At 68.5% G+C, this 23,466-nt stretch carries 19 protein-coding genes and 1 tRNA gene; 13 read left to right on the top strand and 7 right to left on the bottom strand.

Annotation, left to right across the window (positions count from 1 at the left end; all coding sequences use genetic code 11):
- The first annotated feature begins 55 nt into the window (after nucleotides 1-55).
- Complete coding sequence (locus tag FGL94_RS00670; protein WP_144919975.1) at nucleotides 56-874, top strand: PHP domain-containing protein; 819 nt, start codon at nucleotides 56-58, stop codon at nucleotides 872-874.
- A 44-nt stretch (nucleotides 875-918) separates the two neighbouring features.
- Here FGL94_RS00670 and FGL94_RS00675 read toward each other — a convergent pair whose 3' ends face one another.
- Nucleotides 919-1,422: a metal-dependent hydrolase gene (locus FGL94_RS00675; RefSeq protein ID WP_144919977.1), complete on the bottom strand. Its 504-nt coding sequence runs from the start codon at nucleotides 1,420-1,422 to the stop codon at nucleotides 919-921.
- A gap of 139 nt (nucleotides 1,423-1,561) precedes the next feature.
- On the opposite strand from FGL94_RS00675, the gene FGL94_RS00680 reads away from it, so the two are divergent.
- Nucleotides 1,562-2,665 (top strand): pyridoxal phosphate-dependent aminotransferase, encoded by a 1,104-nt coding sequence (locus tag FGL94_RS00680; protein ID WP_144919979.1) that lies wholly within the window; start codon nucleotides 1,562-1,564, stop codon nucleotides 2,663-2,665.
- A gap of 328 nt (nucleotides 2,666-2,993) precedes the next feature.
- Here FGL94_RS00680 and FGL94_RS00685 read toward each other — a convergent pair whose 3' ends face one another.
- Nucleotides 2,994-3,638 carry an FAD-dependent oxidoreductase gene (locus FGL94_RS00685; protein WP_144919981.1) on the bottom strand — a complete coding sequence of 215 codons (645 nt, stop codon included), beginning with the start codon at nucleotides 3,636-3,638 and terminating at the stop codon, nucleotides 2,994-2,996.
- 334 nt (nucleotides 3,639-3,972) lie between these two features.
- Between FGL94_RS00685 and FGL94_RS00690 the strand changes: the two genes are divergently transcribed.
- The 5 genes from FGL94_RS00690 to FGL94_RS00710 all read left to right on the top strand — a co-directional run bounded on the left by FGL94_RS00690 (nucleotide 3,973) and on the right by FGL94_RS00710 (nucleotide 10,558).
- Complete coding sequence (locus tag FGL94_RS00690) at nucleotides 3,973-5,730, top strand: 2-oxoacid:acceptor oxidoreductase subunit alpha (protein ID WP_144919983.1); 1,758 nt, start codon at nucleotides 3,973-3,975, stop codon at nucleotides 5,728-5,730.
- A gap of 3 nt (nucleotides 5,731-5,733) precedes the next feature.
- Nucleotides 5,734-6,597, top strand: a complete 864-nt coding sequence (locus tag FGL94_RS00695; RefSeq protein WP_144919985.1) for a 2-oxoacid:ferredoxin oxidoreductase subunit beta — start codon at nucleotides 5,734-5,736, stop codon at nucleotides 6,595-6,597.
- A gap of 195 nt (nucleotides 6,598-6,792) precedes the next feature.
- A complete protein-coding gene (locus tag FGL94_RS00700) occupies nucleotides 6,793-8,025 on the top strand; it encodes a digeranylgeranylglycerophospholipid reductase (protein WP_144919988.1) in 1,233 nt (410 codons plus the stop codon).
- A gap of 81 nt (nucleotides 8,026-8,106) precedes the next feature.
- A complete protein-coding gene (locus tag FGL94_RS00705; protein ID WP_144919990.1) occupies nucleotides 8,107-9,303 on the top strand; it encodes an acyl-CoA dehydrogenase family protein in 1,197 nt (398 codons plus the stop codon).
- A 94-nt stretch (nucleotides 9,304-9,397) separates the two neighbouring features.
- On the top strand, nucleotides 9,398-10,558 hold the full coding sequence (locus FGL94_RS00710) for a sensor histidine kinase (protein ID WP_144919992.1): 1,161 nt from the start codon (nucleotides 9,398-9,400) through the stop codon (nucleotides 10,556-10,558).
- A 506-nt stretch (nucleotides 10,559-11,064) separates the two neighbouring features.
- Here FGL94_RS00710 and purN read toward each other — a convergent pair.
- Complete coding sequence (purN, locus tag FGL94_RS00715) at nucleotides 11,065-12,669, bottom strand: phosphoribosylglycinamide formyltransferase (RefSeq protein WP_144919994.1); 1,605 nt, start codon at nucleotides 12,667-12,669, stop codon at nucleotides 11,065-11,067.
- 168 nt (nucleotides 12,670-12,837) lie between these two features.
- Between purN and purB the strand changes: the two genes are divergently transcribed.
- From purB to FGL94_RS00740, 5 genes are all read left to right on the top strand, one after another.
- A complete protein-coding gene (gene purB, locus FGL94_RS00720) occupies nucleotides 12,838-14,298 on the top strand; it encodes an adenylosuccinate lyase (protein WP_144919996.1) in 1,461 nt (486 codons plus the stop codon).
- Between the two features lie 41 nt (nucleotides 14,299-14,339).
- Nucleotides 14,340-14,678, top strand: a complete 339-nt coding sequence (locus FGL94_RS00725) for a zinc ribbon domain-containing protein (RefSeq protein ID WP_144919998.1) — start codon at nucleotides 14,340-14,342, stop codon at nucleotides 14,676-14,678.
- Nucleotides 14,679-14,790: 112 nt separating this feature from the next.
- On the top strand, nucleotides 14,791-15,669 hold the full coding sequence (locus FGL94_RS00730) for a sensor domain-containing protein (protein ID WP_144920000.1): 879 nt from the start codon (nucleotides 14,791-14,793) through the stop codon (nucleotides 15,667-15,669).
- A gap of 65 nt (nucleotides 15,670-15,734) precedes the next feature.
- Complete coding sequence (locus tag FGL94_RS00735; protein ID WP_144920002.1) at nucleotides 15,735-16,391, top strand: hypothetical protein; 657 nt, start codon at nucleotides 15,735-15,737, stop codon at nucleotides 16,389-16,391.
- Complete coding sequence (locus FGL94_RS00740) at nucleotides 16,391-17,065, top strand: metal-dependent hydrolase (protein ID WP_144920003.1); 675 nt, start codon at nucleotides 16,391-16,393, stop codon at nucleotides 17,063-17,065. The genes FGL94_RS00735 and FGL94_RS00740 overlap by 1 nt, the downstream gene beginning before the upstream one ends.
- 181 nt (nucleotides 17,066-17,246) lie before the next feature.
- Here the strand turns inward: FGL94_RS00740 and FGL94_RS00745 are convergent.
- Together FGL94_RS00745 and FGL94_RS00750 are read right to left on the bottom strand one after the other, a co-directional pair.
- A tRNA-Ala gene (locus FGL94_RS00745) sits at nucleotides 17,247-17,318 on the bottom strand.
- 82 nt (nucleotides 17,319-17,400) lie between these two features.
- Nucleotides 17,401-17,985 carry an SRPBCC family protein gene (locus tag FGL94_RS00750; protein ID WP_144920005.1) on the bottom strand — a complete coding sequence of 195 codons (585 nt, stop codon included), beginning with the start codon at nucleotides 17,983-17,985 and terminating at the stop codon, nucleotides 17,401-17,403.
- 84 nt (nucleotides 17,986-18,069) lie between these two features.
- On the opposite strand from FGL94_RS00750, the gene FGL94_RS18110 reads away from it, so the two are divergent.
- On the top strand, nucleotides 18,070-18,228 hold the full coding sequence (locus FGL94_RS18110; protein WP_186313301.1) for a hypothetical protein: 159 nt from the start codon (nucleotides 18,070-18,072) through the stop codon (nucleotides 18,226-18,228).
- An 11-nt stretch (nucleotides 18,229-18,239) separates the two neighbouring features.
- Here the strand turns inward: FGL94_RS18110 and gltB are convergent, their stop codons facing one another.
- The gene (gltB, locus tag FGL94_RS00755; RefSeq protein WP_144920007.1) at nucleotides 18,240-22,949 is read right to left on the bottom strand and encodes a glutamate synthase large subunit; all 4,710 of its coding nucleotides are present in this window, start codon (nucleotides 22,947-22,949) and stop codon (nucleotides 18,240-18,242) included.
- Between the two features lie 331 nt (nucleotides 22,950-23,280).
- Entirely contained in the window at nucleotides 23,281-23,448 is a 168-nt protein-coding gene (locus FGL94_RS18115) for an HEWD family protein (RefSeq protein ID WP_186313302.1), read from the bottom strand.
- Between the last annotated feature and the right edge of the window lie 18 nt (nucleotides 23,449-23,466).

Raw genomic sequence — 23,466 nt, forward strand, 5'->3', positions numbered from 1 at the left:
CGCGTCGTCCCGCGACCGGTCGGGCCGGGCCGACTCGCCGTCGAACGATACGCCTTTGCTCGGCCACGAAGAACGCTCACCCGTGACTCGATCGAGAACGCGCGTCGACGCCCACGTGAAGGTGCTCGACGACGACGTCGTGGCCCTCGCGAAGGAACGGGGGATCGACGCGCTCGTGTACGCCCCGCACTTCACTCGCCTGCCGACGATCCGGGAGCGCGCGACTCGGTTCTCCGACGACGACCTGACCGTGATTCCCGCGCGCGAGGTGTTCACCGGCGACTGGGGGAACCGGCGGCACATCCTCGTTCTCGGCTTGGACGACCCCGTCCCCGACTACATCACCTTCGAGGCGGCGATGGCCGAGGCCGACCGGCAGGACGCGGCCGTCTTGGCGCCCCACCCGAGCTTCGCGACCATCTCGCTCACCCGTCCGGAGATCGCGGCCCATGACGCCCGGATCGACGCGGTGGAGACATACAACACGAAGCTCCTCCCGCACCAGAACGCTCGAACGCGACGGATCGCCGAGGCCACGGACCAGCCTGGGTTCGGCTCGTCGTACGCTCACCTTCCCGGCACCGTCGGCGAGGCGTGGACGGAGTTCGACGGCGCCCTCGACGGCGTCGACGCGGTCGTCGACGCCTTCCGCGAGGCGCGGCCCCGCACCGTGGTCCACCGCGGCGGGGCCGGCCACCAGCTCCGCGGGCTCGTGGAGTTCGCCCACCTCGCGTACGAGAACACGTGGGAGAAGCTCGACCGACAGTTCCTCTCGGGCGACGAGCCGACCCTCCCGAGCAACGTCGCCTACGAGGGGCGGTTCAACGACGTGAGCGTCTACTCCGGGACGCTCTCCGACTACCGGCCGAACTAGGTCGCGGTCGCGGTCTCAGCGGTTCCCCACGTCCCTCCGACGCCTCAGATCCCGATCCCGGCGGCCGCTTCCGAGGCGACCGCGGAGACGTCCAGATCGAGGGTCACGACGTAGGTGTGGAGCGCCCAGAAAACGGCGAGTTCGACGGCCGTGACGATCACGGTGACGAGATCCGCGTACTTGCTGCTCGTCGTCACGCCGGTCGGCATCCCGTACTCGGTGTCCGACAGCGGGTGGAACAGCGCGATCCCGCGGCGGCTCCCGACCACGTCGAGGACGTAGTGGGTCAACACGCCGATCCAGACGTACTGGAGGTTGCCGAACACGATCGGGTACGCGAGGAAGACCCCGAGCACCGGGAGGCTGTGGAGCGTCTTCCGGTGGCGGCCGAAGGCGGTGTCGACGTCGGGGAACAGCGCCCCCAACACGATCGGGACGGTGATCTCGGTGACGGTCCGCGCGGTGGCCGTGCTGAGGCCGGGCTCGATGACGAAGCCGAGCCCGAGCGCGAGCAGTAAGGCGTTGAGAACGTGACCCCGTTTGTTCATACCTCCGGGTGGCCGGGACCGTAGGTGAAACCACCGGATCGGGGTCGGAAACACGGTCGCCGTAACGCACGCGGGCGGCCGGTCGAACACGCGGAGGGCCAGCCGAAAGAGCCACGGCGCACGACGCCGAGCGACCGGTATGGAGTACGAGGAGCCGAAGTTCTTCCACGTGATGCAGTACGCGGCCGCGGCCGACGGGGACGTCATCGACATGGTGAGCGGCAACCCCGACTGGGAGCCGCCGGTCGCGCTGCGGGAGGCGCTCCGCGAGTACGCCGACCTCCCGCCGGACGCCTTCCAGTACCCGCCGAGCGAGGGGCTGCTGGAACTCCGCGAGTCGATCGCCGAGCGCCGGAACGTCGACCCCGACCGCGTGGTGGTGACGAACGGGACCGGCGAGGCGAACTACCTCGCGATGGCGCGCGCGTTCGAGCGCGGCGCGGGCGACGAGGCGCTGCTGATGGACCCGGTGTACCCGTACTACCCCGGCAAGGCGGAGATGCTCGGCGGGGAGTCGACGCTCGTCCCGACCGCGCGCGACGGGGGGCTCGACGTCGACGCGATCCGCGAGGCCGCGAGCGCGGACACCGCCCTGATCGTCCTGAACACGCCGAACAACCCGACCGGCGCCGTCTACGGTCTCGGCGCGATCCGCGAGACCGTCGCGGTCGCGGAGGCGGTCGACGCCCTCGTGATGGTCGACGAGGTGTACGACCACTTCGATCTGACCGGCGAGTTCGAGTCGGCGTTGACGCTTTCCTCCGACCGCGTGATCGTCACCGGCGGCTTCTCGAAGTCGATGGCGATCACGGGGTTCCGGGTCGGGTACGGGATCTTCCCGGAGGCGCACGTCGGCGACGCCAAGACGCGGCACATGCTCGTGAACGTCGCCGGCGCGCGCCCCTCGCAGTACGCGGTCCACCACGCGCTCGCGGAGACGCCCCCCGACTACTACGCGGAGGCACGCGACGTACTCGCCGATCGCGCGGACGCCTTCGCCGCCGCGCTCGACGCGGCCGGCGCGGAGTACACCCGCCCGGAGGGGGCGTTCTACGTACTCGCGCGCTTCGAGGGGTTCCCAGGGACGATGGCGAACGTGAAGCGCCTCGTGGACGAGGCCGGCGTCGCAGGGATGCCGGGCGAGGCGTTCGGCACCGCGCGCGCCGAATGGGTCCGGTTCGCCCTCGTGACGCCGCGGGCCGAGGAGGCCGCGGAGCGGCTGGTAGACTACTTCGGCGACTGATCCGAGACGGACCCGCGGTGGCGCGTGCCTCTGAGCGCGAGGGAGCCCGCGGCCGCCATCGGCGGCCGCGGCAGCGAGGCGCTTCGTGCCTCTGGCAGCCGGCGGCGAAGCCGCCGGCGACGAGGCTGGGGAGGCGTGAGGTGCGGTTACCGTGCGGGGCGGGACGCAAAGGGGCAGTCGCGAGTCCTCGCGGCTGGGGCTTTGGAGGTGACCACCGTCGATCCGGAATCAACTATTTATAAGCGAGCGGCTCGGGAATTGAGGGTGGTTCACCGTCAACTCCCAATCGACCATTTATAAACGGACAACCGAGTGTCACGAACCGCGTCTAGCCGAAGTTCTCGACCTTCGCGGCCTCGGCGTCGCCGCCGGCGGCTTCGACGGCCGCCTCGGCGTCGGCCACCAGATCGGCGAAGCCGTACACGAAGACGGTCTCGCCCTCGCTCCCGGTCAGCGCCTCGGCGACCGCGTCGTCGAGCGCCTCGTCCGCGTCGAGGAGGTGAACCGCGGCGCCGCGCGCTTCCAGCCGATCCAAGCGGTCCGCGTGCGACACGTCGTCGTCGCGGTAGACGACCGCGGCCTCGGCGCCGTCGTCGAGCGCGCGCTCCGCGATGGCGACCGCCGGGCCGACGCCGGGGCCGCCCGCGATCACGACCGCGCGCGGCTCGCCGTCGTAGTGCTGGTCACCGAACGGGCCGGAGAGGGTCATCTCGGTGCCCGCCTCGGCGTCGGCGAGGAACGCGGAGAACTCGCCGCCCTCCTCGGGATCGATGCCGACCGTGACCTCGAAGGTGTCGCCGACCGTCGGCGACGAGAGAGTATAAAAGCGGGCGACCGACTCGCCGTCGATCTCGGTGCCGAGCTTGACGAACTGCCCGGGCTCGGCGGCGAACCCGTCGGGTGCGTCGAACCGAAGCGCGTACGTGTCGCGGCCGACCGTCTCGACCGCGTTGACCGTCGCTGTCGTATCCATGGCTCCGATCCGACCGGGAGACACAAACGTGTTCCCGTCGGCGTCGGTGCTGCCCGTGTCGAAACCTTTGGGGACACTTGGGTCGCCAGATCGAACCGCGCGCGCCGTCCCGTCGGCCGGAGGCGTTCTGTTCGACGGCTGTCGAAACATCCGACGACGATGAGGGTCGATCGTGATAGATCCGAGAAACGTTTGTCCACTATAATTGGTCTGTATCTGATTATAACGGTTTATTAGCGACAATATTCGCGAAAAATATAACGCACGTTCAGAAATGGGTCGATAGCTCCTTCCAGAAGTCTTTTGATGAGTCCGGCGAAAGCCCTCGTATAGCATGGCTGCGGACTTCAACTGGGCCGTCGGCGGAGAAGCCGGCGACGGCATCGACTCGACCGGGAAGATCTTCGCGCAAGCGCTCTCTCGGGCGGGTCGACACGTGTTCACGTCGAAGGACTTCGCCTCGCGGATCCGAGGCGGCTACACCGCCTACAAGGTGCGAACCTCCGTCGACAAGGTACAGAGCGTCGTCGATCGCCTGGACGTCCTCATCGCGTTGACGCCCCGGACCATCGAGGAGAACCTCGAGGAGCTCCACGAGGGCTCGGTGATCATCTACGACGGCGAGCGGACCACGATGCAGGACGTGGAGATCCCCGACGGGATGATCGGGATCGACGTCCCGCTCAAGCGGCTCGCCGAGGAGGCGGGCGGGGCGATCATGCGGAACGTCGTCGCGCTCGGCGCGGCCTGCGAGGTCGCCGAGTTCCCGATCGAGAACCTCGACTCCGCGCTGGAGAAGCGCTTCGCGGACAAGGGCCAGAAGCTCGTCGACAACAACAAAGAGGCCGCCCGCGCGGGGCAGTCGTACGTCGACGAGGAGTACGACCACGAGTTCGACTACGACTTAGAGACCACCGACGAGGACTACGTCCTCCTCAACGGCGACGAGGCCATCGGGATGGGCGCCATCGCGGCCGGCTGCCGCTTCTACGCCGGCTACCCGATCACGCCCGCGACCGACGTGATGACGTACCTCACCGGCCGGATCGAGCGCTACGGCGGCCACGTCGTGCAGGCGGAAGACGAGCTGTCCGCGATCAACATGGCGCTCGGCGCCGCCCGCGGGGGCGCGCGGTCGATGACCGCAACGTCCGGTCCGGGGATCGACCTGATGACGGAGACGTTCGGGCTCATCGCGACCTCGGAGACGCCGCTGGTCATCTGTAACGTGATGCGCTCCGGCCCGTCGACCGGGATGCCGACGAAACAGGAGCAGGGCGACCTGAATCAGATGCTGTACGGCGGCCACGGCGAGGTCCCCCGATTCGTGCTCGCGCCGACGACGATCTCGGAGTGCTTCTGGAAGACCGTCGAGGCGTTCAACCTCGCCGAGAAGTACCAGCTCCCGGTCTACCTCACCGCCGACCTCTCGATGGCGGTCACCGAGGAGACGTTCCCCCCGGAGGCCTTCGACATGGACGAGGTGGAGGTCGACCGCGGCAAAGTCGTCGACGAGGCCGACATCGACGACCACATGAGCGAGTCGGGCGGCTTCCAGCCCCACGAGATCACCGACGACGGGGTCTCGCCGCGGGCGTTCCCCGGCACCGCCGACGGCGCGCACATGTCCACCGGCCTCGAACACGACGAGCAGGGGCGCCGGACCGAGGACACGGAGATGCGCGTCGAGCAGGTCGACAAGCGCAACCGGAAGGTGGAGACCGCCCGCGAGCGCGAGGACTGGAGCCCGCGCGAGTTCGGCGACGAAGACGCCGACACGCTCGTGGTCACGTGGGGGTCGAACGAGGGCGCGCTCGCCGAGGCCGTCGAGTTCCTCGCGGACGACGGGCTCGACGTGCGGGTGCTCTCGGTCCCGTACATCTTCCCGCGGCCGGACCTGTCCGAGGACGTCGAGGCGGCGGAGAACGTCATCGTCGTGGAGTGTAACGAGCAGGGGCAGTTCGCGGACCTGGTCGAACACGACGTGTTAGCGCGCGTCGATCGGATTAACAAGTACAACGGCGTGCGGTTCAAGGCGGACGAACTCGCAGACGACATCAAGGCGACCCTCGCGGAGGGGGTGGAGGCGTAACCAATGAGCTCAGACATTCGATTCACCGACTTCAAGTCCGACAAGCAGCCGACGTGGTGCCCGGGATGCGGCGACTTCGGCACCATGAACGGGATGATGAAGGCCCTCGCGGAGACGGGCAACGACCCCGACAACACCTTCGTCGTCGCCGGCATCGGCTGTTCCGGAAAGATCGGCACGTACATGCACAGCTACGCGCTCCACGGCGTCCACGGACGCGCGCTCCCGGTCGGAACCGGCGTCAAGATGGCCCGGCCCGACATCGAAGTGATGGTCGCCGGCGGCGACGGCGACGGCTACTCCATCGGCGCGGGCCACTTCGTCCACGCCGTCCGACGGAACGTCGACATGACGTACGTCGTGATGGACAACCGCATCTACGGGCTGACGAAGGGGCAGGCCTCGCCCACCTCGCGCGAGGACTTCGAGACCTCGACGAGCCCCGAGGGCCCGAAACAGCCCCCGGTCAACCCGCACGCGCTGGCGCTGGCGTCGGGCGCGACGTTCATCGCGCAGTCGTTCTCCTCGGACGCGCTCCGCCATCAGGAGATCATCCAGAAGGCGGTCGAACACGACGGGTTCGGCTTCGTGAACGTCTACTCGCCGTGCGTCACCTTCAACGACGTGGACACCTACGACTACTTCCGCGATTCGCTAGTCGACCTGAAGGAAGAGGACCACGACCCCAGCGACAAGGAGGCCGCCAAGGACGTCATCTTCGACGACGAGACCGAGCACCAAGGTATCATCTACCAGGACGAGGAGTCGGTGCCGTACCACGAACGTCACGGCGTCGACGAGGATATGTCCGTCATTCCGGACGGCGCGCCCGAGGGCGCGACGGACCTCGTCCGCGAGTTCTACTGAACCGGCGCCGAGCGCGGGATGGGTTCCCCGTCCTGCGTTCTGATCCGCGGCCAGTTTTCCTGACGGCGGGAACCGTGGCCCCTGCCGTGATTCCGTCCTCGGAAGACGGCCAAAATCCGGCGACCGAGCCGGCTCACGCCCCCTTTGCGACCGGTTTCAGCAAGCCTAATTACGTGGGTCCGTATTCACGGGTATATGGTTGATCGCTACGACGTCGTGATCGCGGGTGCCGGACCGGCGGGCGCCCAGTGCGCTCGCGACCTGGCGACGCGAGGCTACGACGTCGTCGTTCTCGAAACGGAGCAGGAAGACGAGTTCCCCCGCCAGAGCAACAAGTCGACCGCCGGGACGTTCCCGTCGATGATGTCCTCCTTCGGGGTCCCCGACGACGTGGTGATGTCGTACACCGACGACGTGGTGTTGGAGTCGCCCAACAGCCACTACAAGAGCTACCAACCCGGCGCGGTGTTGGAGTTCGCCGACTTCAAGCGGTTCCTCGTTGCCGACGGTCGCGAGAACGGCGCCGAGTACCGGTTCGACTCGCGCGTCTCCCGGCCGATCCTCGACGACGACGGCGTCATCGAGGGAGTTCGGTACAACGGCGACGAGGAGGTGTACGCCGAGGTGGTCGTCGACGCCACCGGTCCCGCGGCGCCCATCGCGAGCGCGCTCGACGTGGTCGACCTCGAACGCGAGAACCAGGCGATCGGCATCGAGTACGAGATGGAGGGCGTCGAGATGAACCACCCGGAGTTCGCCGACCTGCGCCGGGCGATGATGCTCCGGCTCGACCACGACATCGCACCCGGCGGCTACTCGTGGATCTTCGCCACCGGCGAGGACACCGCGAAGGTCGGGCTCTGTTACATCCAGAACGACCGGCACCGCGAGTTCGCAGAGGAGGGGCAGACCGTCGACGGCTACCTCGACGCGTGGGTCGACCGCGACCCGCGGTTCGACGGCGCCGAGAAGATCGACGGGAAAATCCACCGCGGCTCCGCGCACATCCAGATGCCCGACGAGATGCACACCGACCGCTTCCTCGCGATCGGGGACACGGTCCCCTCCATCGACCCGCTGTGGGGCGAGGGGATCCACAAGGGGATGAAGTCGGCCCGCGCCGCCGCCGCCACCGTAGACCGGTGCCTCACCGACTCGGAGCGCCGCCTCGACGCCGACAGCCTCGCCGTCTACGAGCGGCTCTGGCACCGCGACGTGGCCCCGCGGATGAAGTCGCGGCTGATGCTCACGCGGCTGCTGTACCTCGCGCCCAACGAGCGCTACGACCGGTTCATGCGCGACCTCCGACGGGCGGACGAGAACACGCTCGAGAAGGCGAACCAGGGCGAGAAGGCGGCGATGGCGAAGCTGCTCCACCTCGACGACGTCCCGCTTCTGGCGAAGTTCGCGCGCGAGCAGCTGTCGTAGCGGCGACCACGTCGCGGCGACGACCGCTTCGGATTCTCACCCTCCAGAACCGTTTTGTCCGGCGGTTGCGCACTACCGATCATGCTCGATTACGTGGGACTAGAGGCCGACCTCGGCGAAGAGGAGCGGCTGATCCGCGACGCGGCCCGGGAGTTCGTCGACGAGCGGGTGCGACCCGACATCGGCGACCACTTTCAGGCGGGGACGTTCCCGACGGAGCTGATCGAGGAGATGGGCGAGATGGGGTTTTACGCCCCGAACCTCGACGGGTACGGGCTCCCGAACGTCTCCGAGACGGCGTACGGAATCCTGATGCAGGAGCTGGAGGCGTGCGACTCCGGGCTCCGGTCGATGGCGAGCGTGCAGGGCGCCTTGGTGATGTACCCGATCCACGCGTACGGCAGCGACGCCCAGAAGGAGCGGTGGCTGCCGGCGCTCGGCGAGGGCGAGGCGGTGGGCTGTTTCGGGCTGACGGAGCCGGACCACGGTTCGGACCCCGCCGGGATGGAGACCACGGCGCGGAGAGACGGCGACGCGTACGTCCTCGACGGCTCGAAGACGTGGATCACGAACGCGCCGATCGCCGACGTGGCGGTGGTCTGGGCGCGCGACGTGTCCGGCGAAGTGGGTGACGGTGAAGGAGGCGGCGACGGGACCAAAGCCCCCGTCCGCGGGTTCCTCGTTGAGACGGACCGCGACGGCGTGACCACGAACGAGATCGACGACAAGCTCTCGCTGCGCGCGTCGATCACCGGGGAGATCAGTTTACAGGGCGCCCGCGTCCCCGAGGAGAACGTCCTCCCCGGCGTGTCGGGGATGAAGGGGCCGCTCTCGTGTCTCACGCAGGCCCGCTTCGGGATCGCGTGGGGCGCGGTGGGCGCGGCGCGGGACTGCTTCGAGCAGGCGCGCGAGTACGCCCTCGACCGCGACCAGTTCGGCGGGCCGATCGCCCGGTTCCAGCTCCAACAGGAGAAGCTCGCGGAGATGGCCACCCAGATCACCACCGCCCAGCTGCTCGCGTACCGGCTCGCGGAGCTGAAGGAGCGCGGCGACCTCACGCCGCAGCACGTCTCGATGGCGAAGCGGAACAACGTCCGCACGGCGCGCGACCAGTCGCGGATCGCCCGGGAGATGCTCGGCGGAAACGGGATCACGACCGACTACTCGCCGATGCGCCACATGGCGAACATGGAGACCGTGTACACTTACGAGGGGACCCACGACATCCACACGCTCGTGCTCGGCGAGGATCTGACCGGGATCGCGGCGTTCCAGTGAGGAAGCGGTGCGCCCGGCCGAGACGGCGGCCGCCGAAACCCGCCGGTTTAATGCGACGTAGATCGTGGCACGCTACCAAGAGCCGTGATACGCGATGGATGACGTGGAACTGTCCGAGGGCGACGCCCTGCGCCGGATGTACCGGATCACCGCGGAGCAGGAGCGGTCGTTCGAGAGCAAGCTCCCGGACCTCCTCGATCTGGGCTGTGTGTACCTCGGGGTCGAGACCGGCTTTCTCACCGAAATCGACGGCGATACCCAGCTGATCGTGGCCGCGAGCGGTGACCACGAACTGCTCCAGTCCGGTCGGAGCTGTCCGCTGTCGAAGGCGTACTGCAGGAAGACGATCGATGTCGACGGCGCGTTGACCGTCCAAAACGCACGCGTTGAAGGGTGGGAAGGGGACGCCGCTTACGAGGAGTTCGGGCTGGAGACGTACATCGGCGCCAAGGTCGTCGTCAACCGCGAGGTGTACGGCACCTTCTGTTTCGCGGACACCGAGGCGCGCGACCGGCCCTTCTCCGAGGACGAGGAGACGTTCGTGGAGCTGATGGCCCAGTGGGTGAGCTACGAGCTCTTCCAGAAGCAGGCCACCGAACGGATGCAGAAACAGCGCGACCAGTTGGAGGAGTTCACCCGCGTCGTCTCCCACGACATCCGGAACCCGCTCGGCATCGTCGACGGCTACCTCGACCTGGCCGAAGAGACCGGCGACCCCGAGCACTTCGAGCGGTGCCGCGACGCGATCGACCGGATGGAGTCGCTGATCGACGACCTGCTGTTCCTCACCCGCGAGGGGCAGACGATCGGGGGCCGCGAGGAGATACGAGTCGACGAACTCTCCCGGGAGTGCTGGTCGTTCGTGAACGCGACCGACGCGACCCTCGAGGTCGACACCGACCGCGTCGTGTTGGGCGACTGGAGCCGACTCCAGCAGGTGTTCGAGAACCTGTTCCGAAATGCGCTCGAACACGGCGGCGAGGACGTGACGATCCGCGTCGGCGACTTAGCGGACGGCGACGGCGTCCACGTCGAAGACGACGGCGCGGGGATCCCCGCGGACGAGCGCGATCAGGTGTTCGTCGACGGGTTCACCACCGGCGAGTCCGGCACCGGACTCGGACTGACGATCATCCAACAGGTCGTCTCGGCGCACGGCTGGGAGGTGTCGGTGACCGAGAGCGACGCGGGCGGCGCCCGGTTCGAGATCCGCGGGATGGAGTCGGTCGAGTCGGGTACGGACGGTGGCGAGTAGCCGAAAGCCTCCGTTGCGATCCCCCTCGTGACGTTTCGTTCCGGTTACGGAGAATCGAGGAGAAAGCCTCGCGCTTCAGCGCGGGGAGGATGTCAAGGACGCCCCGGCGAACGATTTCGGGAATAGGTGTAGTACGTGGTGAGAGTAGCCGTTTATAAGTCGGATCGTGGTGTTGCTGTCGGCTATTTATAAGCGATCAACTTCGCTGCGGAGGCGACCTCCAAAGCCCCAGCCTCGTCGGCTGGCGGCTGGCGCCGCCAGCGACTCCCTCGCGCCGGCGGTTCGCGGCCCTCTGGGCCGCTCACCGGGGCGCGCCACCGCCGCGTTCATTTATAAGCGATTGTCGCCGTCGCTTCTGCTTATTTAAATACTGAATTTCCGCAACCCATCTGCAACACCCACTCCCGTAATCGATCGGGGAGTGGCCCTCAGCGATCGACTCTTTGGCAAACCCCGTCTGAAAAATGGGTGTTCAACGGCGTCGTCGCGGACGGAACGGCCGCCGCTCAGTCGTGGCGGAAGCAGCGCGACCCCGTGAACGCCATCGCCATGTCGTGTTCGTCGGCCGCGGCGATCACGTCCTCGTCGTTGACCGAGCCGCCCGGCTGGATCACGGCCTCGATGCCGGCCTCGGCCGCCTCCTCGATCGCGTCCGGGAACGGGAAGAAGGCGTCCGAGGCCATCACCGCGCCCTCGGCGGACTTCCCGTCGGCGTCCTTCTCCGACTTCATCGCCGCGAGCGTGACGGCGTCGACGCGGGACACCTGTCCCATCCCGACGCCGACCGTCTCAGTGCCGGTCGCGAACAGGATGCCGTTCGACTTCACGTGTTTGAGCGTCTTCCACGCGAACGCCATCGTTTCGAGCTGCTCGTCGGTGGGCTCGCGCTCGGTGACCACGTCGAGGTCCCCCGCGGTCGGCGACTGACGGTCCCGCTCTTGGACCAGCCGCCCGCCGACGATCGGCTTCTCGGTGAACCGCTCGGAGAAGCGCTCGCCGCCTTCGCCGAGGGGACCGACGTCGAGCACGCGGAGGTTCTTCTTCTCTCGGAGCACGTCGAGCGCGCTGTCGGTGTAGCCGGGGGCGACGACGACCTCCTTGAACGAGTCGACGACGGCGTCGGCGGTGTCGGCGTCGCACTCGCGGTTCAAGGCGACGATGCCGCCGAACGCGGACTTCGCGTCGGTGCGGAGCGCGCGGTCGTACGCGTCTGCGAGCGTGTCGCTCGTCGCGCAGCCGGCCGGGTTCGTGTGCTTGATCACGGCGGCGGCGGGCTCGTCGAACTCCTTGACGAGGTTCAAGGCGGCGTCGGCGTCGTTGTAGTTGTTGTATCCCATCCCCTTCGCGCCGGAGTTCAGCTGAGGCGCGTCGACGACGCTCGCCTCCTCGCAGCCGTCGTCGACGTAGAGCGCGGCGTCCTGGTGGGGGTTCTCGCCGTACCGCAGCGTGTCTGTGCGCTCCTCGGAGACGAACCGCCGCTCGGGGAAGTCGCCCCCGGTGTCGCCGTCGACGGTCACGTTGACGGGCGTGTCGTCGTCCTCACGCTCGACCGTCACTCGATCCTCCGCGAACCACCGCACCGCCCGCGGGTACGCCGTGAACTCGGCGTCGTGAAGCACGCGGTCCTTCAGCGCGTCGGCGTCGTCGCCCTCGTAGACGGGTACCGGCTCCTGCGTGACGATCGGCCCGGCGTCGACCTCCTCGGTGACGACGTGGACGGTGCAGCCGGTGGTGCGGACGCCGGCGTCGAGCACCTGCTCGTGGGCGTCCGTGCCGGGGAACGCCGGCAGCAGCGACGGGTGGACGTTCAGCGTCGTGGGAGTCGCACCGAGGAACTCGTCGGTGAGCACGCGCATGTACCCGTCCAGACAGACGAGATCGAAGTCGTACCCCGCCAACCGGTCTACGATCCGTCGCTCGTGCGACTCGCGCGACTCGCCCTCCTCGCGCTCGACGACTTCGGTGGGGACGCGCCGCTCCGTGGCGGCCTCCAGCACGGGCGCCTGTTCGCGGTTGGTCAGGACGACCGACAGCTCGGCGCCTCCCGGCGCGGCGTCGGCGATGTGTCTGAGGTTCCGTCCCCGGTTGCTCGCGAGTCCGGCGATCTTCATACCTGTGGGGTCCGACCGATCGCGTATATCGATTGCGGTCCGCCGCGGGTGTGTATTCACGTTCGCGGATATATGTCGCCTGAGAACCCGATAGAGATCGAAAACGGATCCACGTCCGTGCGACTCCCCATCGACACGCTTTTGCTGGCTCCGGCGGCAGTCGCGGACATGACCGACGACTCCGAACCGGTGGGCCGTGACGCTATCGCAGGGTTGTCGCGCTCGGACCCCCTCGCGGCGGTGTCCCCGCTCGACGGTCGGTACGCCTCTCGGACCGCGCCGCTGTCGCCGTACGCGAGCGAGGCCGCGCTCATGCGCGCCCGGACCCGCGTCGAGGTCGAGTACCTGATCGACCTCGCCGCTCTCGACGCGACGCCGATCGCGCTCGACGACGACGCCGAGTCGGCCCTCCGCGCGGTCTCCGAGGACTTTTCCGCCGAGGACGCTCGCCTCATCAAGGCGCTGGAGGTCGAGGGCGCCGAGGGGTACGGCGCGACGAACCACGACGTGAAGGCGGTCGAGTACTTCCTTCGGGTCCGACTCGACGGACTGGAGGACTCCGGAGCGATCGCGGAGAGCGAGGCGCTGTATCCGTGGATCCACTTCGGACTCACGAGCGAGGACGTGAACAACCTCGCGCACCGGCTCTTGGTGAAGCAGGCCGTGAGCGAGGCGATCGTGCCCGCGATCCGCGATGTGCGGGACGCGCTCGCCGACCTCGCGCGGGAGCACCGCGAGACGCCGATGCTCGCGCGCACCCACGGCCAGCCCGCGACGCCGACGACGTTCGGCAAGGAGATGGCCGTGTACGCCTCGCGACTCGGTCGCGCGCTCGGGCGGGTCGTCGTCGCGAACGGCGACCTCTCCGGGAAGCTCGCGGGGGCCTCCGGAACCTATGCGGCCCACGACGCCGCGTACCCCGACGTCGACTGGCAGGCGTTCGCCGAGTCGTTCGTGCGCGGGCTCGATCTGGAGCACACGCCGCTCGCGACGCAGGTGAACCCCTGCGACGACCTCGCGGCGCTGTTCGACGCGCTGCGGGGCGTCAACAACGTCCTCCTCGACCTGGATCTCGACGCGTGGCTCTACGTCTCCGACCGCTACCTCGGCCAGCGGACCGTCGAGGGCGAGACCGGCTCCTCGACGATGCCGCACAAGGTGAACCCGATCGACTTCGAGAACAGCGAGGGGAACCTCTCGAAGGCGAACTCGGACCTCACGTTCCTCGCCGACTACGTGACGACTTCGCGGCTCCAGCGCGACCTCTCGGACTCCACCGTCAAGCGCAACGTGGGCGCCGCCCTCGCGCACTGCCTGATCGGCTACTCGAAGGCCGGCGACGGGCTCGCGACGGTGGTCCCGAACGAGACCGTCATGCGCGAGGAGCTGGCGGCGACGCCCGAGGTGATCGGCGAGGCCGTCCAGACGATCCTTCGGCGCGAGGGCGACACCGACGCCTACGAGCGCGTGAAAGAGCTCACCCGCGGGAAGCGCGTCACCCTCGACGACTTCCGCGACCTCTTCGACGACCTCGACGTCGACGCGGGCGTCCGCGAGGAGCTGAAGGCGCTGACCCCGGCCGGCTACGTCGGCGTCGCCGACGAGCTGGTGGACGAGATCGACGAGTGACGCCGCAAGAGGTTTGTCGATCGCCCGAGCAGATCCGGCCGATGCCCTCCGACAACGACGACGAGACGGAGTACTCCGTCTTCGGCAACGAAGCGAGCGACGAGTGGGACGACGCGGGAGACGACGGTCGCGCCGACCCCGACTCGGCTCGAACGAGAGACCGTCCCGAGTCGCTCGCGGCCGGGGACGACGACGGCTGTCCGAAGTGCGGGCACGAGGAGACGGAGACCGACGAAATCGCGACGAGCGGCACCGGCCTCACGAAGATGTTCGACGTCCAGAACCGCAAGTTCGTCGTGGTCTCGTGTGCGAACTGCGGCTACTCGGAGCTGTACAAGGGACAGTCGAAGGGGAACGCCATCGACTTCTTCATCGGCTGAACGAACCGCGGCGACTGCGATCCGCGAGATCGCCCCGTAGCGACTCTCGGGCCGTCCTGCGCCCCGGAGAGCGACCGATTTATGTCGGCGGAGGGAACAGTTACGGCCGCGCATGGCCTCCCTCCGTTCACCCTCCACCCTCCCGGTCGTCGGTGTCCTCGTCGACGGCCGGACGTACAGACACCTGTTGTACCTCCTGCTCGCGATTCCGCTCGGGTTCCTCTACTCGATGCTGTTCTCGTTCGGGTTCGTGTTCGGACTCGTCCTCTCCGTGGTACTCGTCGGGCTCGTCATCCTGTTCGCGACCCTTCTCGGCGCCCGGATCGCCGCCGGCTTCGAGCGCTGGCTCGCCAACCGGCTGTTGGGCACGGACCTCGACCGGTACGACGACGTGCCCGCCGACGCGGACGGCGCGGTCGCGGGCGTCAGGAAGTACGTCGACGCCGCGTCGACGTGGCGTGGCGTCGGTTTCCTCTCGCTGAAGTTCTTCGTCACCGCCCTCGCGTTCGTCCCCCTGGTCGCGCTCGCGAACGGGCTCTCGCTCATCTTCGCTCCGCTGCGGTACCCCTACGTGGCCGACTTCGGCGAGTCCAACGGGGAGCCGGTGACGTGGGCGATAGACGCGCTCCCCGAAGCGCTACTGGCGGCCGCCGTCGGCGTCGTCGCCGTTCTCGTGGCGCTCCACGTCACGAACCTCCTCGCGTACGTCTGCCGGCAGATGGCGACTGCGCTGCTCGGTGAGCCGAGGGCGGACGAAGGGTCGGGGGTCGAGGAATCGGTGGCTGACGACGAGGGCCCGGTGACGGTCGACGATCCGGCGATTGACGATGAGCCGGCGGACGAGGGGTCGGCCGAGTCTGGGCCTGCCGATTCGCCGCCCGCCGAGTCCGCGCCTCCCGAGGCTGACGAGTTCATCCCGGCGAACGCGGTCGAACCGGACTCGGACTCGGACTCGGACGAGGATCCGGTCAGAACGGAAGACGGCTCCTGATCCGCCGGAGCCGAATCGATCTCCTCCCCCGGTGCGCTTATCCTCGTGCGACCGTCAGGAGCGGTATGGCTCCGACGCTCGTCGCCGCCGCCGTCGGCGCGTTGCTGGCGGCGGCCCTGCTCGGCGCCGCGTTCGACCGGCGCGCGGTCGCCGTCGTCGTCGCGGCCGCGGTCGCTCCCGACCTCGACGCGGTCGCGAGCCTCGTTCTCCCGGGCGCGACGAACGCGCTTTTCCACGCGATCTGGCTCCCGCTGTTCGCGGCGGGCGCGCTCTACTGGGACACCGCTGTCAGCGAGGCGTCCCGGTTCCGCGCCCGGTTCGGGTGGCGCGGCGTGCGGATCGCGTGGGTCGCGCTCGCGGCGTTTCTCGTCGCCGGTGTCGGGGCGGACTTGTTCGGGTCGGCGGGGGCGAATCTGCTGTACCCGATCCACGACGCCTACTACCGGATCGACGGGCGACTCGTGTTCTCGACACGGGAGGGGATCGTCCAGACGTTCGTCGCGCTCGGTGCGGAGGGGCCCGGAATCCTCCCGATCGCGAGCCCGGGGACGACCGCCTCGCACGCGATCCCGACGTTCGTGAACCCCGACGGACGACCGGGGCTCGCGCTCGACGCCGACCGCGAGCTGTCGCTCGTCCGGAGCGGGTGGCAGCTGGTCGTCGTCGCGGCCGCGGTCGCGACGCTCGCGGTCCGGTTCGGGCGACGGGAGGTGGCCGAGTAGTGCCCTCGACCGTCGTCCACGCCGGGTTCGCGCTGCTGCTCGCGGCCGCGCTGCTCGGCGACTACTACGACCGCCGGGCGCTCGCGGTCCTGCTCGTCGTGCTGGTGCTCCCCGAGACCGACAGCTTCCTCGGTCCGGTCATGCCCGGCGCCCACCGAACGGTCGGGCACAACCTCGTCTTTCCCGCGGTCGGCGCCCTGCTCATGTACTACGACACCCGCGTTCGGGACCGATCGCTGGTCCGCGACCGGCTCTCCGACCGATGGGTCGCGGTCGCGTGGGTGGCGATCTTCGCGCACGTCTTCGCGCACGTCGCGGTCGACTGGACCCACCTCGACGGGGTGAACCTCCTCTGGCCGCTTCGGGACCAGTTCCTCGCGCTCGACGGGGAGATCCTGCTCTCGACGGCCGACGGCGTCGTGCAGACCTTCGTCGACGTGCGGACCGACCCGGAGACGGGCGCCCGGAGCGTCGACGCCGGGACGACGGGATCGACGGAGACGGTCCACGTCAACAATCCGGTCCAGCCGCGGGATCCGGCGGAGGTCACCGAGGAGCCGGTGGATCGGCGGTTTCCGATCGCCAACAGCGGCTGGCGGCTCTACCTGGTCGGGTTGGGGCTCTTCGCGCTCGCCGCGAGACGGATGCAGGGGTCGGGGGCGGAGTCGGCGTGATCTCGTCGGACGCGGTACTTGAGGCGGCGAGAATCGCAGGTGTCGGTTACGAACGGGTCGCAGTGTCGCGCCGCTCGCAGTGTCGCTCGCGGCGCAAAAACATGGACTCGCGGGGGTCCCGTGAGTGAAACGAACGGGACCAAGCGAGGGAGCCACTGAACGTACGAAGTGAGTGAAGAAGTGGACTCGCGGGGATTTGAACCCCGGGCCTTCCCCGTGCCAGGGGGATGATCTACCACTGATCTACGAGCCCTCGTACGCATCCATTCGTTCCCCGCTGGATATATTAAGGCCTTCGACTCGGGGACACCGTCGCCACCGACTCCCACACGCGCTCAGATCCGCGCGGAATCGACGTACACGTCGAGATCCACGTCGCGCGTCGAGTCCTCTAAGTCGCGGACGGCGCGCTCGACGACGCGTTCGGCCTCGCCTCTGATCAGGGGGATCGCCTTCTTCACTACCCAATCGAACGAGACGAGCGTCGGGAGATCGAGCGCGTCAGAGCTTGCCGAGCCGGGATCGAACTCGACCTCGAGCGCGACCTCGCACGGGCGGTCGGTCGGGTCGGCGGCGGTGTCGTCTGTGTCGTCCGTGTCGTCCGTGGCGGTGGGGCCGGAACCGCCTCCTGCCTCCGGCGGCGTCACCCGCCAACACCCGCTGGCGTCGATGTCCTTCGTGATCTCCCAGTCGATCCGCTCGGGCGGCTCGACGCCGGTCACTCGCGAGTGGGCCGTGTAGGTGATCTTCCACCACGCGAACGTCAGGGCGTAGCGGGTGTTCGGTCCCCCTTCCCCTTCTAAGGTCCGGACCTCCCGGAGGTACTCCGAGTAGTTGGCGTACCGCGGGAAGTCGAGCAGGAACGCGTACACGTCCTCGGGAGCGGCGTACACATCCGTGCTCACGACGAGTTCGTCCACGCAGGGAGGTTCGACCGGCGCCTAATAAGCAGTCCGACGATCGGACGTGGTGATCGTGTTTCTCGAGGCTCCGTCTACTCGACGGTGAACACCTCCAAAGCCTCACCCCCGGTGGCGCCCCTCGTCGCCGGCGACGCCGAGCGCACGTCGTTTATGACCGTCGGCGTTTCGATCACGCTCTCGTTCGGGACCTGGAAGGGGCCGCTGAAGGCGGTGAAACGGTTTGAAAAACGGGCCTCGTGAATCTCGTCGGATCAGTCGTCGCTCGACGCCTGCTCGGTCGCGTCGGGCGCGGAGCCGGGGACGGCGGCGGCGGGTTCCGGCGGCTCCTCGCGCACGTCGGCGCCCGTGCCCTCGGCGATGACCTCGGCGTAGGCGTCGGGGAAGACGCGGACGAAGTCGTCGAGCGCGGCCGTCCAGTCGTCGAGCAGCTCGGCCGCGCGGTCGCTGTCGGTGTAGGCGTGGTGGTTCTCGACGAGCCGGCGGAGCATGCGCTCGTCGGACTCCGCTAAGGTCTCCGAGACCGATACCATCCCGCGGTTCACGCGGTCTGCGAGCCGGTCGTCCGGGTCGTACACGTACGCGACGCCGCCCGACATCCCGGCCGCGAAGTTCCGCCCGGTGTCGCCGAGCACGGCGACGACCCCACCGGTCATGTACTCGCAGCCGTGGTCGCCGACGCCTTCGACGACCGACTTCACGCCGGAGTTGCGGACGCCGAACCGCTCGCCGGCGACGCCGTTGACGTAGACCTCGCCCGCGGTGGCGCCGTACAGCCCGACGTTGCCGGCGACGACGTTCTCGGCGGGGTCGTAGCCGGCCTCCTCGGGCGTGTTGATCACGATCCGACCGCCGGAGAGCCCCTTGCCGAGGTAGTCGTTGGCGGCGCCGGACAGCTCCATCGTGATCCCGGGCGCGAGGAACGCGCCGAAGCTCTGGCCCGCGTAGCCGTCGAACCGACAGGTGACGGTGTCGTCAGGAAGCCCGTCGCCGCCGTGCTCGGAGACGACCCGGTTCGAGAGGGTCGCACCGATCGCGCGGTCGACGTTCTCCACGTCGCGGGTGAGCGCGACTGGCGCACCGTCCTCGATGGCCGGGCTCGCCTCCTCGATCAGGTCCCAGTCGAGCAGTTCGTCGATGCCCGGGTGGTCCTGCTCGCGGGTCTTCGTCCGGGCGTCGCCCGCGGGCTCGGCGATGACCGCCGACAGGTCGAGGTGTTTCGCCTTCTCGTGGTCGGTCTCGCGCTGGGAGAGCAGTTCGGGCCGCCCGATGAACTCCTCGACCTCGCGGAACCCGAGCTCGGCCATGAGCTCGCGGAGCTCCTGGGCGATGAACGTCATGTAGTTGATGACGTGGTCCGGCTGGCCGGGGAAGCGCTGGCGGAGGTCCTCCCGCTGGGTGGCGACGCCGACCGGACAGGTGTTCTCGTGGCACTGACGGGCCATCACGCAGCCGGCGGTGACGAGCGAGGCGGTGCCGAACACGTACTCCTCGGCGCCGAGCGCGGCTGCGACAGCCACGTCGCGGCCGGTCTTCATCCCGCCGTCGGCCGTCACGCGGATGCGGTCACGCAGGCCGGTCGCGCGGAGCATCTGGTTCGTCTCGGCCAGTCCGAGTTCCCAGGGGAGCCCCGCGTTCTTGATCGACGTCTTCGGGGAGGCGCCCGTCCCGCCGTCGTGGCCGGAGACGTGGACCACGTCGGCGTTCGCCTTCGCGACGCCGGCCGCGATGGTGCCGATGCCGGCCTCGGAGACCAGCTTCACGTTGACGTCGGCGTCGGGACTCGCGGCCTTCAGGTCGAAGATCAGCTGCTTGAGGTCCTCGATCGAGTAGATGTCGTGTTGCGGCGGCGGCGAGATGAGCCCGACGCCGGGGGTGGAACACCGGACGTGCGCGATCATCTCGTTGACCTTCTTCCCGGGGAGGTGGCCGCCCTCCCCGGGCTTCGACCCCTGCGCCATCTTGATCTGGAGCTCGTCTGCGCTCGCGAGGTACTCGGAGGTGACGCCGAACCGACCCGAGGCGACCTGCTTGACGTTACACTCCTTCTCGGTCCCGAACCGCTCCGGGGGCTCGCCGCCCTCGCCCGTGTTCGACTTCGCGCCGAGCCGGTTCATCGCGATCGCGTTGTTCTCGTGGGCCTCCGGCGAGATGCTCCCGAGGCTCATCGCAGCGGTCGAGAAGCGCTCGACGATCGACTCGACCGGCTCGACCTCCTCGATCGGCACGGGGTCGCGGTCGGACTCGAACTCTAAGAGCCCGCGCAGCGTCTGTAGCTCCTCGGACTGGTCGTTGACCAGCTCCGCGAACTCCCGGTACTGCTCGTAGTCGCCGCCGCGGACCGCCTGCTGGAGCGTCCCGACCGTCTGGGGGTTCCAGCCGTGTTTGACCCCCGACGAGCGGTGTTCGTACTCGCCCGTGGTCTCCAGTTCGGGGTCGGAGCCGAACGCCATCGCGTGGCGCGTCCGGAGGTCGCCCTCGATCTCCCCGATCCCGATCCCCTCGGTGCGGATCTCGGTCCCCTCGAAGTACTCGGCGACGAATTCGGAGGAGAGCCCGACGGCCTCGAAGATCTGGGCGCCCTGGTACGACTCCATCGTCGAGATGCCCATCTTCGCCATCGTCTTGAGGAGGCCGTCCTCCAGCGCGTGCCGGTAGGCGGCCAGCGCCTCGTCCTCGTCGGCGCCGTCGGGGCCGGCGACGACGTCGGCGATGGAGGCGTACGCGAGGTACGGGTCGACCGCGTCGGCGCCGTAGCCGACCAGCGTCGCGAGGTGGTGGACCTCGTGCGGCTCGCCGGACTCGACGACGAGCCCCGCGCGGTTGCGTAGCCCGTTGCGCACGAGGTGGTGATGGACCGCACCGGTCGCGAGCAGGCTCGGCACCGCGAGCCGGTCCGGCCCGACCGCCCGGTCGGAGAGGACCACGGCGTCGGCGCCGTCCCGGATGGCTGTCGCGGCGTCCTCGCGGATCCGGGTTACGGCGTCGACGAGCGAGTCGTCGCGGTCGTACGTCACGTCGACAGTCACGGAGGTGAATGACGCGGCGTCCGGCTCGTCCCCGTCTCCGTCGGTCGGCGCGCGTTCGCCCGGGCCGGGGAGTTCGCGCATCGCTGTCGTCTCCGCGTCGGTGAGTACCGGGGTGTCGGAGACGATCTGCTCGGCGTGTTCGGGCGTCTCGTCCAGCAGGTTACGCTGGTTCCCGATCCGGGTCTCCAGCGAGGTGACGAGCTCCTCGCGGATGTAGTCGATCGGCGGGTTCGACACCTGCGCGAACAGCTGCTTGAAGTAGGTGAACAGCGGTCTATCGACGTCGGCGAGCACCGACAGCGGGGTGTCGTCGCCCATCGAGCCGACCGGGTCCTTCCCGTCCTTCGCCATCGGCTCGACGAGGTGGTTCAGCGAGTCGGTGGTGTAGCCGAACGCGGCCTGATGGGCGCGGACGGTCGGCTCGGTCTCGGCGTCGTCATCGTCCGGCACGACCTCGCTGCCGTCGGAGTCCGAACCGATCCCGGCGGCGATCCCGTCCTCCTCGACGAGCTCGTCGAGGTCGACCTGTCGCTCGTCCACCCACTCGCCGTACTTCTCGTCGGTGAGGTCGTCGAACACCTCGTCGTCGGGGACGATACGCCCCTGCTCGGGGTCGGCGACGAAAATCTCACCGGGCTGGAGCCGGCCGCGGCGCGTCACGTCCGCCGGCTCGGTCGGGAGCGCGCCGACCTCGCTGCCGACGACTAGCCGGTTCTCCTCGGTCACCTCGTACCGGCAGGGGCGGAGCCCGTTGCGGTCGAGGACGCCGGCGACGCGGTCGCCGTCGAAGCCGATGACGAGGGCGGGGCCGTCCCACGGCTCCACGAGCGAGGCGTGGTAGTCGTAGAAGTCCGCGCGGGCCCGATCCATCAGGTCGTCGTCGCGGAACGCCTCCGGGATCAGCATCCGGAGGGTGTGCGGGAGGTCGCGGCCGGCCTGAAGGAGGAGTTCGACCGCGTTGTCGACGCTCGCGGTGTCCGACTGGTTCGGGTCGTCGATCACCGGCTTGATCGTGTCGAGCTCCGCGCCGAACGCCGGGTGATCGAGGTCGTTCTCGCGGGCGCGCATCCAGTTGACGTTCCCGCGGATCGTGTTGAACTCGCCGTTGTGGACGATGTTGCGGTACGGGTGTGCCAGATGCCACGCGCCCAGCGTGTTCGTCGAGAAGCGGGCGTGGACTAAGGCGACGTGGCTCGCGAAGCGCTCGTCGGTCAGGTCGGGGAAGTAGCCGGCGAGCTGAGAGCCCTTCAACAGCCCCTTGTACACGACGCGCTGGCGGTCGAGCGAGCAGACGTAGAACCGGCCGGCGCCGTCGACCTCCGACACCGCGTTCTCGATCTCGCGGCGGGCGGCGTACAGCGCGCGGTCGAAGCCGAGCGTCTCCGGGTCGGCGTCGTCCGGGCGGGTCTCCTCGTTGGTGAACCGCTCGGCGAGGCCGGCGCCCTCGACGGGCGCGACGAACAGTTGGGCGACCTCCGGCTCGGAGTCGAGCGCGGTCGCGCCCAGGTCCGCGTTGTCCGTCGGGACGGAGCGCCACTCCAGGACCTCCAGCCCGTACACGGAGAACACCTCCGCGATGACGTCGTGGATCTCGGCCTGCACGCTCGGTTCGGTCGGCATGAACACCGAGCCGACGGCGTACTCCTCGGGCAGGTCGGCGTCGACGACCTCGCGGAAGAAGCCGTCGGGGCGTGCGACCATGATGCCGGCGCCGTCGCCGGTGTCCTCCTCGGCGCCCGTCGTGCCCCGGTGTTCGAGGTTCTCGAGCAGTTCGACGGCGTCAGTGACCGTCTCGTGGCTCGGATCGTTGTCGAGGTCGACGATCCCGCCGATCCCGCAGTTCGAACGCTCGTCCGTTACCGTCGCAAGCCCCCCACCGTGGCCCGAGAGATCTCGCTCCGATACCTCCCGGGTGTTACTACGTGGCTCGGTCATGCCACACACTCTGGATCCAGGAGTTAAAGGTATGACCCTGATAGGGGTAGGATCCATAGTACACACATTAGGGAATATAAGGTAATTATTCATAAGGCGTGTGTTCCAATGACACAATTCGTGTTTGATCAGAGAATACCCGAAACTGAGTAAACAACCGGATCGTTATCTGGGATGTCCGAGACGTTAGTGGTCGAATTCGGAATACTACTGAGTGATCGTCAACCCGGCGGCTCGAGGTCACGTCGAGAGGCACCAGCGCCGGAGACGGTAGCGGCGAGAATGGGGTGAGGAATACGCGCGCAAATGAGCGCCTCGCCCCGAACCTCGGTCACTCGCTCAGCGGAGTGAACGTCCCGTTAATGTCCCACTCGTGGATGCAGTAGACGTTGCCGGGCTCGTCGTCGATCTGCCACCCGTCGGCGTCGTCGTCCCACCGCTCTTCGCGGCCGCACAGCTCGCACTTGCGCTCCCGTGGCGGGGTAATGGTGACGCTCATACGCTCACGATGGGCGCG

It is taken from the genome of Halorubrum salsamenti (assembly GCF_007671685.1).
Lineage (GTDB): Archaea > Halobacteriota > Halobacteria > Halobacteriales > Haloferacaceae > Halorubrum > Halorubrum salsamenti.